The following is a 15,098-nucleotide window of genomic DNA, read 5'->3' on the forward strand; positions in this document are numbered from 1 at the left end:
ACCAACGATAGGGGTAAACATGCCGCATAGGGTTTACACGGACACCGCGACCCTCGTCATTGGGTTGGGCCGCTTCGGTTCGGCGATCGCGGCCACGCTCGACCGCTTGGATAAGGACGTGCTGGCCGTCGAGGTCAACTCGGATCTGGCGCAGCAGTGGTCCCACCGCTTCTCCGTGGTGGAGGCCGACGCGCGCACATCCGAGGCGCTTCACCAGCTCGGCGCCGAGGACTTCGACGTGGCGGTTGTGGGCGTGGGAGCCCTCGAGGCCTCGGTGCTCATCACGGCAAACCTCGTGGACCTTGGGATCAAGGACATCTGGGCGAAGGCCACCTCGATCGAGCACGGCACGATCTTGAAGCGGATTGGCGCCCACCACGTGGTCTATCCGGAGTACGACGCCGGTCAGCGCGTTGCGCACATGCTCTCGGGGCGCATGCTCGACTACATCGACATGGAGGACGGCTTCACGATCGTGAAGATGGTTCCGCCCAAGGATTTGGTGGGCTTCTCGCTGGCGGAGTCGAACGTTCGGCAAAAGTACGGCGTGACGATCATCGGGTTGAAGTCACCCGGCCAGCCGTTTGAGTACGCGACGCCGGAGACGACGATCAGTTCTGGCGACATCCTCATCGTCTCAGGCGAATCCTCCCTCCTTGAAGACTTCGCGAATAGAAATGTCGGACGGCTAAGTTAGCCTGTTTTCATGGCAAAGAAACAGGACGCATTCAGGTGCTCCGAGTGCGGCTGGACCTCCATGAAGTGGGTCGGCCGCTGCGGAGAGTGTCAGGCGTGGGGAACCGTGGAGGAAGTGGCCGCTGCGAGCGGCCCGTCGAAGGTGGCGCCGCTCGCGCCGCGCTCACCCGCCCAGCCCATCACCGAGGTCTCCCAGCAGGCGTCAGTCAAGGCTCCTACGGGTGTGCCGGAGCTGGATCGCGTGCTTGGCGGCGGCATCGTGCCCGGCGTCGTGATTCTTATGGCCGGCGAACCCGGCGTCGGCAAGTCCACGCTGCTGTTGGATGTGGCGGCCAAGGCGGCGCAGGAAGCGAAGAAGAACGGAAAGCCGCCCGTCCTCTATGTGACGGGTGAGGAGTCGGCGTCGCAGGTGCGCTCACGCGCGGAACGCATCGGCGCCCTGCACGAGCATTTGTTGCTGACCGCCGAGGCCGATCTAGCGAAGATCCTGGGCCACGTGGGCGATTCAAAGCCGTCGCTGCTCATCGTTGATTCCGTGCAGACGATCATGGATCCGCAGGTTGATGGCGCCGCCGGTGGCGTGGCGCAGGTACGATCCGTGACGTCCACGCTGGTCAACACGGCCAAAGCATCTGACTTGCCGGTGATGTTGGTGGGGCACGTGACGAAGGACGGCTCGATCGCCGGCCCGCGCGTGCTCGAACACCTCGTTGATGTGGTGTGCCAGTTCGAGGGCGATCGCCACTCGCGGTTGCGGCTCGTGCGGGCGGTGAAGAACCGCTACGGTGCCACGGACGAGGTGGGCTGTTTCGAGCTGGTGGACTCGGGCATTCACGGGCTGGCCGATCCATCCGGGCTGTTCCTATCCGCGCGCAACCTCACGGTTCCAGGCACGTGCGTCACGGTGACGCTCGAGGGAAGGCGCCCGATGCCCGTCGAGGTTCAGGCACTGTCCGTAGCGGCCGCTGGTCCCCCGCGTCGAACGACCTCGGGGGTGGATAGCTCGCGCGTTGCCATGATGCTCGCCGTCCTCCAGTCCCGGCTGGGCATCGAGTTTGAGCGCAATGACGTATTTGTCTCCACCGTCGGCGGGGCGAAGGCCTCGGAGCCGTCGGTGGACGTGGCGATTGCGCTCGCCTTGGCCTCGGCGGCGCTCGACCTGCCGCTGGCCCCCGGCGTGATCGCGATTGGAGAGGTCTCGCTCACCGGCGAGCTACGCCCCGTGGTCGGGTTGCAGAGGCGGATCAACGAAGCGGCACGACTCGGTTTCCACACGGCGGTTGTGCCGGTGACGGGTGATGACCTCAAAGTGCCAGACGGCATGAGCGTTCGTGCCGTTGCAGACGTTCAGTCGGCCGCGCGGTCAGTCCTTCCGGTGAATGTGAACTGATGGCTGTGAACTGATGGCTGTTCGCCGGGCTTGGTGAACGAGCAGGGTGAGCTATTCGGTGTCCTCGGGTTCGCCCGACTGAACCTCGGTGGGTGCCTGGACGCCCTCGTCGGTGGCAGGCGCGTCTGTGCCCTCTTCGGGCGTGCCATCGGCAGGTTCGCCGCTGTCGCCAGTGTCATCAGTGTCGCCAGTGTCCTCAGCGTCGTCCGTGGGCTCGGGTTCGGGCGGCGGCGCGGCTGCGAGGTCGAAAACGATGCCGCTCTCGAGGAGCTCGTCGCCGCCGAGGAAGACGCGGCCCACGTAGGTGCCCGGCTGCGCGGCCGACGACGCCGAACAGTCAGCGCCCGTGTTCAGGCCGTTCCACTGGAGCGGCTGGCTGGTGGTGAGTTCGGTATCCAATAGCAGGGTTTTGGAGCCGATTCCGGCCTGGCAGGTGGCGGTGTCGAAGATGATCTGATCGCCTGAGGTGATGTGCAGGCGGAGGTCGGCGGCGTCGAAATAGCACGGGCGCTCGCCCGTGTTCGTGATGGACGTGGTGAACTGTATCGGCTGGCCGGCCTGCGAACCGAGACGGTCGACGCTCGTGGATAGCATGTCGGCGCTGCACTCCACGGGCGCGTACTGCTCGACCGGGCTGACCGGGGCCGTGTGGTTCTCAATCTTCGACAGCGCGTAGCGCGTAACGAGGAGGATCGCCGCAATTGCGAGCACGACTGCCGCCACCACGAAAACGATCAGCTTGATTCTGCGCGACCTGCGCGTTGCCTCTTCTCGCTCCTTGGCGGTCAGTGGCTTGGTCTGCTTGGTGGGGCGCTTCGTGGCGGCCGTGCCGCGAGCGCCCTGCCGGCCGGTCCGGGAGCGCCTGTCGTCGCGATCCGTGCGTGTGCCCGCTGCCGCACGTCCGCGCGCATCTTGTGGCCGGCGCTTGCGGGGCTGACCATCGCGAGTGCGGGGCTGGCCATCGCGTGTGCGGGCCTGGCCTGAACGGGCCTGGTCTGAACGGGCTTGGCTAGTACGAGCCTGACCCGACCGGGCAGACCGAGTCGTACCAGCGCCGGAAGCTCTCGCGGTCCTCGGGGCGGCGCTTTTGCGGCCGGTGCCCTGCTGACCTGTGCCATTCTGAGCAGTGGGCTTCCGGCTGGGGCGCTTCTCGCCAGACGGCGTCCTGCCGCCTGAGCCCGCGCGAATGCCCTCGCCTCGGCGGGGCCGCGGCTGAACTTTTCGGGCACCATCATTCGCGCGGGAACCCGCAGGTTTGCGCGTACGCCTTGGTTTGTCGTCAGCCACGCCAATACCGTAACCGGATTCGGCCGAGTGGCGAGCGACGCGCGCCGCGAGATCTCGCCCACGAGCGTCTATAGTGTGGGCGATGGCTCCTACTCCCTCGCACGCATTCACGCTCCTCTCGCGCTGGTTTTCCACCCACGCTCGCGATTTACCGTGGCGACGAACCACCGACCCGTGGGCGATCCTCGTGTGCGAAATAATGAGCCAGCAAACGCCCGTGGCCCGCGTCGAGCCCGTGTGGCGCGAGTGGATGGAGCGCTGGCCCACCCCTGCCGACCTCGCCGAGGCCTCCCCCGCCGAGGTCCTCATCGCGTGGTCAACTATGGGCTATCCCCGTCGCGCACTGCGCCTGCAGGAAGCCGCGCAGGACATCGCTGAGCGGCCGAACGGCTTTCCCGCCACCTACGAAGAACTTCTCGAGCTGCCCGGCGTCGGCTCGTACACCGCGGCCGCCGTGATGGCCTTCGCCTTCAACAAGCGATCCGTGGTGCTCGATACGAACATTCGCCGCGTCCTCGCACGCTGGCACGGCGACGCGCTGCCCGCCCCCAGCCAAACCCGAGCCGAGGTTGAGCGTGCGGAGAGCTTCGTGCCCGCCGACGACGACGCCGCGGCCCTGTGGAACGGTGCGATCATGGAGTTCGGCGCCCTCGTCTGCACGGCGCGTGCACCGCTGTGCGAGGCCTGCCCATTAGCCGACCACTGCGAGTGGCTCCAAGCCGGGCGGCCGGCGGACGAACACGCCGAGCGGCGGCGTCCGCAAAAATGGGAAGGCACCAACCGGCAGGCCCGCGGCGCGATCATGGCACAACTGCGGACGGCGCCCGCGCGCTACGACGAGCTCGTGGCAGCCACCGGCCTCGAGCTCGCGCGCTTCGCCCCGGCACTCGATGGCCTGCTGACCGACGGCCTCGTGGTCCAACACGAAGATCTCTTTCAACTTCCGATAGCATCTAGGCCATGAATGACGCTTCCGCAAAGCTAACCCTGTCTCGTGTCGGCGCGATTTTGGCGTTCCTCTCGGTCACGATCTTTGGCATCGGGCTGGTGGTCCAGATGACCCTCGACGAGGCTCACGCTTCGATCTACCCCATCCTCATCACGGGCGGCGCGGGCCTCGCCCTCCTGATCGGGGCCGCCTACCTCGTGCTGTCCTCGCGCCGGCCGGTCTCAGCGGACGAGGCCTCGCACTCGAGTGTCAAGGTGCTGCAGCGCGCCGCGATCGTGGCGGGACTGATCGTCGTCGTTGGTGGAATCGCGTCGTTCGTGAGCGGACCGGACGTCATTACGTCGGTCATCCTCGTGCTCGTTGGCCTGCAGGCGCCGATCGCGATGGTCATGGCCTCGGGCTTCATTCAGAACCCGCGGGCGCACTCCTAGCGAGCCTGGTTCCGGGTAGCCTCTGCTCGCTAGAGATCTTTGAGCATCCGGAAGTTCCCGAGCGTGTTGGGCTTGGCTCGGGCGAGCTCGAGGAATTCGGCGGTGCCGTCGTCGTGAGAACGCAAAATCTGGTGGTAGACGTCGGTGCCGACGGGCGTGCCCTCGATCTCCCGATACCCGCGGCTTTCGAAGAAGTCGATCTCGAAGGTGAGGCAGAATAGCCGGCGCAGGCCAAGGCCGCGGGCGCGCTGTTCCAGCTCGTCCACGATCGCCTTGCCAATCCCCTGCCCGAGTAGCTCCTCTTTCACGGCGAGCGTTCGGATTTCGCCAATGTCTTCCCAGAACACGTGGAGGGCGCCGCAGCCGACCACCTCGCCGTCGATCTCGGCGACCACGAACTCTTGGATGTCCTCGAAATAGTCGATGAGGTCTTTGGAGACGAGGATGCGGCGGCTGACGTAGGGGCGTACGAGCTCGGCGATGACGCGGGCCTCGCCCGCCCGGGCCGAGCGGATCACGCGGTCACCTGCTGGGCCCGCTGCACTAAGGCATAGAGGAGTTCGGCCGAGTTTTCGTCGATCACCAGGTCAGTGATCACGCCGGCGCGCAGGGCAGCCACGGTCGCGGCGATCTTGTCGGTTCCAGACACGACTCCGATGCGCTGGGGAATCTGCTTCAGATCGGTAGGCGTGGGGCCGGACGCGCGCGAGTTAATCTCGAGGTCCTCCCACGAGCCATCACCGCGCAGGAGCACGGTGCAGATGTCTCCAACAACGCCGTCCTCGCGCAGCTCCCGGATCTCGTCGGGGCTCAGATAGCCACCGGAGTAGACCAGCGAGGGGCTTTTGGACGTCATGGAGCCGATGCCGAACAGGGCGATGTCGGCTTTCTTTTGCGTCTCGCGCACGGAGTTAATGGAGCGCTCACGCCACAGGGCGTCGCGCGTCTGCGTGTAATCGAAGAAGGCGGGGACGGAGAAGTACTGGATGTCCGAGCCGAACGCCTTGCCGAATTCCTCCATGAGCGCGCCGGCATACGGCACGCCGGTGGTGGAGGCGTTGGCGGCGCCGTTGAGCTGGACGGCGATCGAGCCGCGGGCGGGGCGCGGCACGAGGTGGTCGACGAGCGCGGCGACGGTATTACCCCAGGCGACCCCGATGATCGTGTCCGGCTTCATGAGGTTCGAGACCATGATCGCGGCGACTTGGGCGACGGCGTTCAGGCGGCGAGTTTCGTTCACGCCGAAGGGCACTGGGACCACCTTCACGCGCACATCAAACATCTCGGCAATCGAGTTTTGAAGTTCGGATGCGGCGGCCTGCGGTGGGTGGACCGTGACCCGGACGAGCCCGATGTCTTTCGCCTCGGAAATAAGGCGGGACACGGTGGACCGGGAGACGGACAGGCGCCGGGCAATTGATTCCATCGTTTCGCCCTGCACAAAGTGCATCACAGCCGCCTCGTAAGCAGCTTGTGTCCGATCCTGACGAGTCATTTTCGCCCCTTCCCTATCGTCTGCTTGGTAGAATCTTACACATAACCTGAAACGCCTTTCAGGTTCCCTGCACGAGCGTGCACGCTTGCGCAAATTCTTCTAGTGTCCGACTTTTTCACCACGTGACCTGTCACAACGTCGTACATTGGAAGGGAATATTCCGCGAAGAAATCGGAAGAACGATGAAAACTATAAACACCGATGTTGTTGTTATAGGTGGCGGAGCTACGGGGGCGGGTGTCCTTCGAGACCTCGCGATGCGTGGCTTTGACGCCGTGATGGTAGAACGCGCCGATCTGGCGCAAGGAACGTCTGGCCGCTTCCACGGCCTTTTGCATTCGGGCGGTCGCTACGTTATTTCGGATCCGCATTCGGCAACGGAGTGCGCTGAAGAGAACGTCATTTTGCGCCGACTGCACGCAGACGCCGTCGAGGAGACGGGCGGCCTGTTCGTCGTCGGCCCCCACGACGACCCGGAGTACTCGACTCGCTTCCTCGCGGCGGCGAACGAGACCCGCGTTCCAGCTCACGAATTGACCATCAAGGAGGCGCTCACCCTCGAGCCTCGTCTGAACCCGGGCATGCAGCGGGTTTTCCAGGTAGAGGACGGCTCCATTGACGGCTGGGCAATGGTCTGGGGATGTGCGGAGTCGGCACGCGAATACGGCGCCACGACTCTCACGTACCACCGCGTGACTAAGATTGTGAACGACGGCGGTCAGATCTCCCAGGTCGTGTGCACGAACGAAAAGACGGGCGAAGAAGTGCGGATCAACTGCCGCGCCGCCATTAATGCTGGCGGCCCGTGGGCGGGTCAGATCGCTCAGATGGCGGGCGCGCACGGCGTGGACGTGGTTCCCGGCCGCGGCATCATGATCGCGATGAACCACCGCCTCGTGAACTCGGTCGTCAACCGCTGTATTCACCCGGCCGATGGCGACATCATCGTCCCGGCACACACCGTCTCGATCATCGGCACCACCGATCAGCGCGCCGACGATCCGGACTTCCTCGAGATCAAGACCTCCGAGGTGCAGGCGATGCTCGATTCGGGCGACGACCTGATTCCGGGCTTCCGCAAGGCTCGCGCGGTGCACGCGTGGGCCGGCGCGCGGCCGCTCGTGAAGGATTCGCGCGTGGATGAGTCGGATACCCGCCACATGTCGCGAGGCATGTCGATCATCGACCACTCTAGCCGCGACGGCATCACCGGCCTGTTCACCATCGCCGGCGGCAAGCTCACCACGTACCGCCTCATGGCGAAGAACATCGTGGATGCGTTGCTCAACCAGATGGGCGAGTTCGTTGAGTGTACGACGGCGGACGAGCCAGTTCCCCCGCGCGCGACGCGAACCCACAAGGTCACGGACCGGCTGAAGGAGGCCGAGGAGGAGCGCTTCGAGGATCCGATCATCTGCGAGTGCGAATACCTTCACCGCTCGACGATCGAGAAGGAGTTCGACAAGCAGCCGGAGGCCAATCTCGACGACGTCCGCCGCCGCACCCGCCTCGGAATGGGCCCGTGCCAGGGCACGTTCTGCGGAATGCGAGCCGCGGGCATCATGCACGAGAAAGCCGCGAAGACCGTCACCGATCCGGCAGCGAATGCCGACCGGACGTCGTCGATGCTCAGGCTCTTCGTCAAGAACCGCTACTCGGGCCTCGAATCGCTCATGTACGGCGAACAGCTGCGCGAGGCGACGCTGAACAAGTGGATCCTCGCCGGAAATCTTGACATTGACCATCTGCCCGCGCCGTCGAAGGAATCGCTTGTCGCCACCGGCGATCTCGAGCTCCTGCACGGACGCCCGGTGCAGGCACCCGTGGAGGAGAACGAATAATGCGAATCGTAGTCATCGGAGCGGGTCTGGCAGGATTGTCCACCGCGCTCATGTTGCGCGAAGACGGCCACAGCGTTGACATCGTGACGCGCGGCGTCGGCGGCCTTTTGTTGTCGACCGGCACATTGGACGTCTACGGCTGGCACAACGACGGCCACCCTATTGAACAGCCCTACGAGGCGATTGACGAGCTCGTGTCCGAACAGCCGGAGCATCCGTACGCGGCAATCGGCGCCGACGCCGTGCGCGCGGGAGTCGACTGGCTGCGCGAGACCACGGGTCTGTTTGCGGAAAACTCTGGAACGAACGTGTTGATGCCGACGGCGATCGGTGCGGTTCGCCCGACGGCGCTCGTGCAGAACACCATGACGCCGGCGCTCGTTGAGGACGGCAAAAAGTACCTCGTGGTGGGGATCAAGCAGTTCCGCGATTTCCCCGCTCAGTTCATCGCCGACAACCTGGCGCGCACGCCGCTGGCGAAGGTGGAGGCACGATCGGTGACGATCGACCTGCAGCCGCGCAAGCCCGAGGTTGATTCCACGAGCACGACGTTCGCGCGCGCACTGGACGGTACGGCCGGGCTCGATGGGCCCGCCACGCGGGACGCGCTCGCACACGAGCTGCGCTCCGTGGTTCGGGAGGGTGAGACGATCCTGTTGCCCGCGCTCCTCGGATTCTCCCCGGATGCCTACAGCGACATCGCGGCGGAGCTCGGCGTTGCCGTGGGCGAAGTGCCTGTGCCGCCGCCATCGGTCTCCGGCCGCCGCATCAACGACGCGCTGGTTGGTCTGGCGCGCAAGATGCGCGTGGACATCGCGCTGAACGCGCAGGTAGTCGGCTTCGACACCGACGGGTCGCGGATCACCGCGCTCAAGGTGCAAAGGGCGGGCCGCGTGAGTACCGACAAGGTCGACGCCGTGGTTTACGCCGGAGGTGGTCTGGAGTCGGGAACGATCGAACGCGATTCGTATGGCACGATCCGCGAGCGCGTGTTCGACCTGCCCCTGATCTTTATGGACCCCGAGGACGCGCAGGCCAAGACGGTGACGGGCGACGTCGTCGTCGATGGCAAGGACATCTTCGGGTGCGGCGTAAAAGTGAACGCCGAGATGCTGCCACTTGCTGATGGCACGCCCGTGTACGACAACCTCTACTGCGTGGGGTCGCTCCTTGGCGGCGCGCGCCCGTGGAGTGAGAAGTCCGGTGAAGGAATCGCGCTCGGATCCGCGGTTGCCGCTACCCGGGCGTTGAGGAAGAAGGACTAACTATGACTGTCAATCCACTGGAACATGCAAAGGCCTCGCTTGCCCGCGCGTCCCTCGATGCGTGTGTCAAGTGCACGATCTGTGAGACCCAGTGCCCCGTCGCGCGTGAAACTCCGCTGTTTTCCGGCCCGAAGTGGGTGGGCCCGCAGGCCGAGCGGTTCCGCCACGGCGGTTCCGTTGACGTCTCGCTCGACTACTGTTCGGGCTGCGCCATCTGTACCACGGTGTGCCCGCAGGGCGTGAAGATCGCGGAGATTAACGCCCAAGCACGCGCGGTCATGAAAGCCGATAACATGCCGATTCGCGATCAGCTCATGGTCGAGACGGAGCTCGAGGGCAAGCTCATGACCCCGTTTGCGCCGATCGCCAACGCCGCGCTGTCGGCAAAGCCGGTGCGCGTGGTGGTCGAAAAGGTGATCGGCATTCACCGCGATGCGCCGATGCCGACGGCCCAGTCGAGGACGTTCATGTCCTGGTTCAAGGAGCACGAGAAGACCCGGACGGGCCCGTTCCCCAAGGGGCCGATCGTGTTCTTCCACGGCTGTGCGGGCGGATACTTCGAGACTGCGACGTCGAAGGCGGCCGTGGAGGTGCTCGAGCACATCGGCTTCGAGGTTCTCGCGCCGAAGCAGGGCTGCTGTGGTCTCGCGCATCAGTCGAACGGCCTGTTTGATCGGGCGTCGAAGAAGGTGCGCCAGCTCGTCAAGCAGCTCAATGAGGCGGGCAAGGATCTGACGATCGTGGCCTCGTCTGGCTCGTGTGCGGGCATGCTCCGCCACGAGGCGCACGAGATCATGGGGCTTGACGATCCGGATCTCCTCGACGTCGGCGCTCGCACGATCGAGCTGTCCGAGTTCCTCGCCGAACTCATCGACGAGGGCGAGTTCCCCATCGAGGATCTCCAGCGCTGGGACATCACCATTCCGTACCACCAGCCGTGCCAGGTCAAGAGCCAGGGCATCGGCAAACCGGCGATCAAGGTCATGGAGACCATCCCCGGCGTGACCGTGGTGGAGTCTGGCGAGGCCTGCTGTGGCATCGCCGGCACGTACGGCCTGAAGAAGGAAAAGTACGACGTCGCTCAGGCCGTTGGCAAGCCGCTGTTCGACATGATCAAGCGCACCAATCCCAAGCTCGCGGCGTGCGAGACGGACACCTGCCGCTGGCAGATCCGCAAGGGCACGGGCGCGACGACGGTCCACCCGGTCGAGATCGTGCACCGCTCGCTTGGGCTAGCTAGGTAGGTTCGCTGGAGATTGACCATGAGCAGGCTGAGACTCTTTGTCGGTCTGCTTCTCTTCACCCGCGCGCTCATCTGACGAGAAACTGTGGGCGATATTGGCATACGGTAGATGAGAACGCTCAGATCGCCACATAACCGCCACGGGAGGGACCTCACCCATGTTTGAACAGATCACCGACGCCGTTGCCTATCACGCCGAAGGGCCCGTCTGGGCCAAAGAATGGGGAGGCCTTCGCTGGGTCGACATGCTCGAGGGCGACCTCCTCACCCTGAAAGACAATGGCGAGATAGATCGCCTCCACGTCGGTTCTCCAATCGCCGCGTTCGTCCGCCCGCGCGCGTCGGGCGGGTTCGTCGTCGGCCTCGAACGCGGGATCGGTCTCTCGGGCGAGCCGTTTGGCGAGGTTCACGCTCTCGAACCGATCTGGACTGATCCGGACATCCGCATGAACGAGGGCGGCACGGATCCGTGGGGTAATCTCTACGCCGGCTCGATGTCGTATTCGCGCAAAAAGGGCGCGGGAAAGCTGTACAAGATCAGCCCTAATCATGATGTGACCACGGTCCTCGAATCGGTCTCGACGTCGAACGGCATTGACTTCTCCCCCGACGGCACGAAGGCCTACTACCACGACACGGGAACGCGCCGAACCGACGTGTTCGACGTCGTCGACGAAGAGCTAACCAACCGCCGTGAATTCCACGAGGCCAGTGGTACGAGCCCGGACGGCCTGACAGTTGATTCCGAGGGGAACGTGTGGGTGGCCCTCAACCGCGTGGGCAAGGTGCGCCTGTACTCGCCCGAGGCCGAGATCCTCGGCGAGTGGGACCTGCCAGCGCGCCTCGTCACCGCTGTGACGCTGGGTGGCGAGGACGGCCGCGACGTCTTCGTGACCACCTCGCGTGAGAACCTCGACGATCCGACCAGCACGGAGGGCGCCATCTTCCACGGCCGTGCCGACGTGCCAGGCAAGCCGACGATCCCGTTCGCGGGCTAGTTCGCGCACGAAAGACGTTCGGGGCCCGGCCAACCAGAGCGTGCGGGATCACGTCGGCTCACCCGGAACCTGCACGGCGCTGGGTATAGAATACGGGCATGTCTACGCCCCTGTCTGATGATGGTCTCTTCGACCTGCCCGAATCCGCGCGGCGCCCGAATGCCCGCGTCATTCTCGTCATGGGCGCATCTGGCAGCGGCAAGACTCGATTCACCTCGCGCACGGGTCTGCCCGTAGTCTCTCTCGACGATTTCTACTATGACGGCGATCGGCCCGGCATGCCGATGCGACACGGCATGGTTGATTGGGATTCGGCCGAGACGTGGGACAAGGAGGGCGCGGTTCAGGCGCTTCGCGAGCTGTGCACCAAGGGAGTGACCACGGTGCCGGTCTACGATATTCCGACCTCCACGAGGATCGGCGAGCGCACGCTCGACATGGAGGGGCGCAGGTACGTCCTGGCCGAAGGAATCTTTGCGGTCGAGCTCATTGACGATCTGACGGCCGAGGGCATTCTTGCCGACGCGCTCGTCATCAAGCGCCCGCGCCTGCAGACTTTCTGGTTCCGCCTCATGCGCGACGTCGACGAGAACCGCAAGCCGCTTCCGAACCTGCTCCGCCGAGGGTTCGCACACTTCCGCAAGGAACCGGCGATGTACAAAGAACTCGATGCCAGGGGCGCCCGCCTCGTGTCCTACACCGAAGCGCAAGAATCGCTGACGCAGATGCTCGCGGCGTTGCGCTGGACGGAGTAGCGGCTGCGCTGGACGGCGTAACGGCTGGGCTGGACGGTGTACCGGCTGCGCGGACGGCGCCGTTATTTCGCAAAGTAGGCCACTGACCTGCGCGTTGGCACAATACCCAGCCGCGCGTGCACAATTTCCACGTGCCCATACGGGCACTGCAACTTCTTGCAATCTGACTGTATCGCGGGTCACTTTTTGCTGATTTATGGAAGAGTAAAGAAAGCAGATTGACGCCCGGTGCGCTCGATTGCTGTTGGTTGCTGATGATAACCACTCACCCGCAGCCAACGTCCGAAGATGTGTAACCGTTCAATGAAGAAGGGAACTCAATGGCAGAAGTAGAAAAGAAGTATGTCATGGCGATCGATCAGGGAACTACCTCGTCCCGTGCGATCGTCTTCGACCATAGTGGAAGCATTATCTCCGTTGGTCAGAAGGAGCATGAGCAGATCATGCCGAAGGCCGGCTGGGTCGAGCATGATCCGGTCGAGGTGGCCGGCAACATTCGTGAGGTTATTGGTGAGGCGCTGTCAAAGGCCGACATCAACCGCCACGAGCTCGCTGCCGTTGGTATCACCAACCAGCGTGAGACCGCCGTCGTGTGGGATAAGAACACGGGTGAACCGGTCTACAACGCGATCGTGTGGCAGGACACGCGTACCGATAAGATCGTGCGCGAACTTGCAGGTGACGAGGGCGTGGACCGCTACAAGCCGACCGTCGGCCTTGGCCTGTCCACCTACTTCTCAGGCCCGAAGGTCAAGTGGATCCTCGACAACGTCGAAGGTGCTCGCGAGAGGGCTGAGGCGGGAGACCTCCTGTTCGGCAACATGGACACCTGGGTGCTGTGGAACCTCACGGGCGGCGTCAATGGTGGCGTGCACGTGACTGACGTGACCAACGCGTCACGCACCATGCTCATGGACGTCCGCAAGCTCGAGTGGGTGCCGGAGATCTGTGAAGCCATGGGCATTCCGATGTCGATGCTCCCCGAGATCAAGTCCTCGTCCGAGGTCTACGGCCACGGCGCAAAGAACACGCTGATCATCGACACCCCGATTTCGGGCATTCTCGGCGATCAGCAGGCTGCAACGTTCGGCCAGGCATGTTTCGAAAAGGGCATGGCAAAGAACACCTACGGCACGGGTTGCTTCATGCTCATCAACACGGGCACTGAGGCTGTCACGTCGGAGAATGGCCTGCTGACCACGGTCTGCTACAAGATCGGCGATCAGGAAACCGTCTACGCGCTCGAGGGTTCGATCGCTGTGACGGGCTCGCTCGTCCAGTGGCTGCGCGATCAGCTCGGCATCATCTCCTCCGCACCGGAGATTGAGAAGCTTGCTGAGACGGTCGAGGACAACGGCGGCGTCTACATCGTCCCGGCGTTCTCCGGCCTGTTCGCACCGTACTGGAAGGACGACGCTCGCGGCGCGATCGTTGGTCTGACGCGCTTCAACAACAAGGGCCACCTGGCTCGCGCCGTCCTCGAGGCAACCGCGTTCCAGACGGCCGAGGTTCTCGAGGCCATGAACGCCGACTCCGGCGTTGAGCTCGAGGAGCTTCGCGTCGACGGCGGCATGACCGCTAACGACACGCTCATGCAGTTCCAGGCAGACATCCTCGGCACCGACGTGGTTCGCCCCGTCGTCGCCGAGACCACCGCGTTGGGCGCAGCATACGCTGCCGGCATCGCCGTGGGCTTCTGGGACGGCGAGCAGGACGTCATCGACAACTGGCAGGAAGACAAGCGCTGGAGCCCGTCCATGGACGCTGACGAGCGCGATCGTCAGATGCGTCAGTGGAAGAAGGCCGTAACGCGCACGTTCGACTGGGTTGACGAGGACACCGAGAAGATCGAGGAGAAGGTAGCCGAAGAGGCTGAAGAGACCGCGTAGTTAACGCGGGGTCGTTGAAGGTTCGTCTTTGACGACATCGACTGAGGGTCAGGTCCGGTGGATCTGGCCCTCAGTTGTGTTGTGTGCTTAGTTGGTGGCCTGCGCTTGGTTAGCGGCCCGCTCTTTTGCGGTGGCGCTTTGCGAGCGGTGGCCGTTAGTTCACGCCGGGATAGGTGATGTCGAACTCGACGAGGCGGAAGGGTCGCTGCGCGTTCGCGGGATCGTAGACGTAGTGGACGTCCGCCTTGCCCACTCCCCCTACCTCCGGGCGGTGCGCGGGAACCAGCCCGCGCGCAACGAACGTGATGTCGGAACCGGAGAAGTCGGCGTCGCTCATGGTGAAATACTCGGGATTCGTGCCGCCGAGCACGTCCATCGTCTCGTCCCAGTACGGCTCGAGCGCGTGCTGGAATCGCAGGTGTGCGTCGTAGACGGCGAACGCGTCGACGGGGCCGTATGGGCCGTGGCACCGCACGACGACGCCGATCGCGGGCTCGTCGTCGATCGTGGTGATGCTGGCCGCGGCGATTTCCATGACGCCGGCGTCGAATACGTCGGTGGGTCGGGATTGGCCGTCCGAGAATGCCACGTTCATCGTATCGTTGTGCGTCTCGGCGAAGACCTCACTATGCAGGTTCGCGCACGAGGCGGGCACAGCAAGTGGTGCGTTCATGATGTCGCTGATGGTCGGGGTGCGAGAGGCGCTGCCGGTGGTAGCCGGCGTGGATGCCGGGTCGTCGTCGCTGCTCGACGACAACCACCACCCGAGGAGGACGAGAACGACGACGCCGAGCAGCGCCAGGGAAATCAGGAACGTGCGACGACTGTTCTGGGTACTCCCAGCTTCTGAGCGTGCCAC

The 15,098-nt window shown here is 64.3% G+C and carries 13 protein-coding genes and 1 pseudogene; 10 read left to right on the forward strand and 4 right to left on the reverse strand.

What is annotated here, in order from left to right; translation table 11 throughout:
* The first annotated feature begins 19 nt into the window (after nt 1-19).
* Both ACHFFR_RS02250 and radA read left to right on the forward strand, forming a co-directional pair.
* Nucleotides 20-697 carry a potassium channel family protein gene (locus ACHFFR_RS02250; protein WP_394262644.1) on the forward strand — a complete coding sequence of 226 codons (678 nt, stop codon included), beginning with the start codon at nt 20-22 and terminating at the stop codon, nt 695-697.
* A gap of 9 nt (nt 698-706) precedes the next feature.
* On the forward strand, nt 707-2,086 hold the full coding sequence (radA, locus tag ACHFFR_RS02255; RefSeq protein ID WP_394262645.1) for a DNA repair protein RadA: 1,380 nt from the start codon (nt 707-709) through the stop codon (nt 2,084-2,086).
* Nucleotides 2,087-2,137: 51 nt separating this feature from the next.
* Here radA and ACHFFR_RS02260 read toward each other — a convergent pair whose 3' ends face one another.
* On the reverse strand, nt 2,138-2,797 hold the full coding sequence (locus ACHFFR_RS02260; RefSeq protein ID WP_394262646.1) for a hypothetical protein: 660 nt from the start codon (nt 2,795-2,797) through the stop codon (nt 2,138-2,140).
* 658 nt (nt 2,798-3,455) lie between these two features.
* Between ACHFFR_RS02260 and ACHFFR_RS02265 the strand changes: the two genes are divergently transcribed.
* Both ACHFFR_RS02265 and ACHFFR_RS02270 read left to right on the forward strand, forming a co-directional pair.
* Nucleotides 3,456-4,337: an A/G-specific adenine glycosylase gene (locus tag ACHFFR_RS02265; RefSeq protein WP_394262647.1), complete on the forward strand. Its 882-nt coding sequence runs from the start codon at nt 3,456-3,458 to the stop codon at nt 4,335-4,337.
* Nucleotides 4,334-4,753, forward strand: a complete 420-nt coding sequence (locus ACHFFR_RS02270; RefSeq protein ID WP_394262648.1) for a hypothetical protein — start codon at nt 4,334-4,336, stop codon at nt 4,751-4,753. The genes ACHFFR_RS02265 and ACHFFR_RS02270 overlap by 4 nt, the downstream gene beginning before the upstream one ends.
* A gap of 29 nt (nt 4,754-4,782) precedes the next feature.
* Here ACHFFR_RS02270 and ACHFFR_RS02275 read toward each other — a convergent pair.
* Together ACHFFR_RS02275 and ACHFFR_RS02280 are read right to left on the reverse strand one after the other, a co-directional pair.
* A pseudogene (locus tag ACHFFR_RS02275) lies at nt 4,783-5,274 on the reverse strand (amino-acid N-acetyltransferase); the annotation flags it as partial.
* Nucleotides 5,268-6,248: a sugar-binding transcriptional regulator gene (locus tag ACHFFR_RS02280; RefSeq protein ID WP_394262649.1), complete on the reverse strand. Its 981-nt coding sequence runs from the start codon at nt 6,246-6,248 to the stop codon at nt 5,268-5,270. The pseudogene ACHFFR_RS02275 and the gene ACHFFR_RS02280, both read right to left, overlap by 7 nt.
* Before the next feature lie 182 nt (nt 6,249-6,430).
* On the opposite strand from ACHFFR_RS02280, the gene glpA reads away from it, so the two are divergent.
* From glpA to glpK, 6 genes are all read left to right on the forward strand, one after another.
* Complete coding sequence (gene glpA, locus ACHFFR_RS02285; protein WP_394262650.1) at nt 6,431-8,089, forward strand: anaerobic glycerol-3-phosphate dehydrogenase subunit GlpA; 1,659 nt, start codon at nt 6,431-6,433, stop codon at nt 8,087-8,089.
* Nucleotides 8,089-9,354 (forward strand): glycerol-3-phosphate dehydrogenase subunit GlpB, encoded by a 1,266-nt coding sequence (gene glpB / locus ACHFFR_RS02290; RefSeq protein ID WP_394262651.1) that lies wholly within the window; start codon nt 8,089-8,091, stop codon nt 9,352-9,354. Before glpA ends, glpB begins: the two co-directional genes overlap by 1 nt.
* A 2-nt stretch (nt 9,355-9,356) precedes the next feature.
* Complete coding sequence (locus ACHFFR_RS02295; RefSeq protein WP_394262652.1) at nt 9,357-10,598, forward strand: anaerobic glycerol-3-phosphate dehydrogenase subunit C; 1,242 nt, start codon at nt 9,357-9,359, stop codon at nt 10,596-10,598.
* A gap of 157 nt (nt 10,599-10,755) precedes the next feature.
* Complete coding sequence (locus tag ACHFFR_RS02300) at nt 10,756-11,595, forward strand: SMP-30/gluconolactonase/LRE family protein (protein WP_394262653.1); 840 nt, start codon at nt 10,756-10,758, stop codon at nt 11,593-11,595.
* 98 nt (nt 11,596-11,693) lie between these two features.
* The gene (locus ACHFFR_RS02305) at nt 11,694-12,350 is read left to right on the forward strand and encodes a uridine kinase (protein WP_394262654.1); all 657 of its coding nucleotides are present in this window, start codon (nt 11,694-11,696) and stop codon (nt 12,348-12,350) included.
* Nucleotides 12,351-12,670: 320 nt separating this feature from the next.
* Nucleotides 12,671-14,239 carry a glycerol kinase GlpK gene (gene glpK / locus ACHFFR_RS02310; protein WP_394262655.1) on the forward strand — a complete coding sequence of 523 codons (1,569 nt, stop codon included), beginning with the start codon at nt 12,671-12,673 and terminating at the stop codon, nt 14,237-14,239.
* Between the two features lie 154 nt (nt 14,240-14,393).
* Here the strand turns inward: glpK and ACHFFR_RS02315 are convergent, their stop codons facing one another.
* On the reverse strand, nt 14,394-15,098 hold the full coding sequence (locus ACHFFR_RS02315) for a hypothetical protein (RefSeq protein ID WP_394262656.1): 705 nt from the start codon (nt 15,096-15,098) through the stop codon (nt 14,394-14,396).

This window comes from Trueperella sp. (assembly GCF_043424875.1).
Lineage (GTDB): Bacteria > Actinomycetota > Actinomycetes > Actinomycetales > Actinomycetaceae > Trueperella.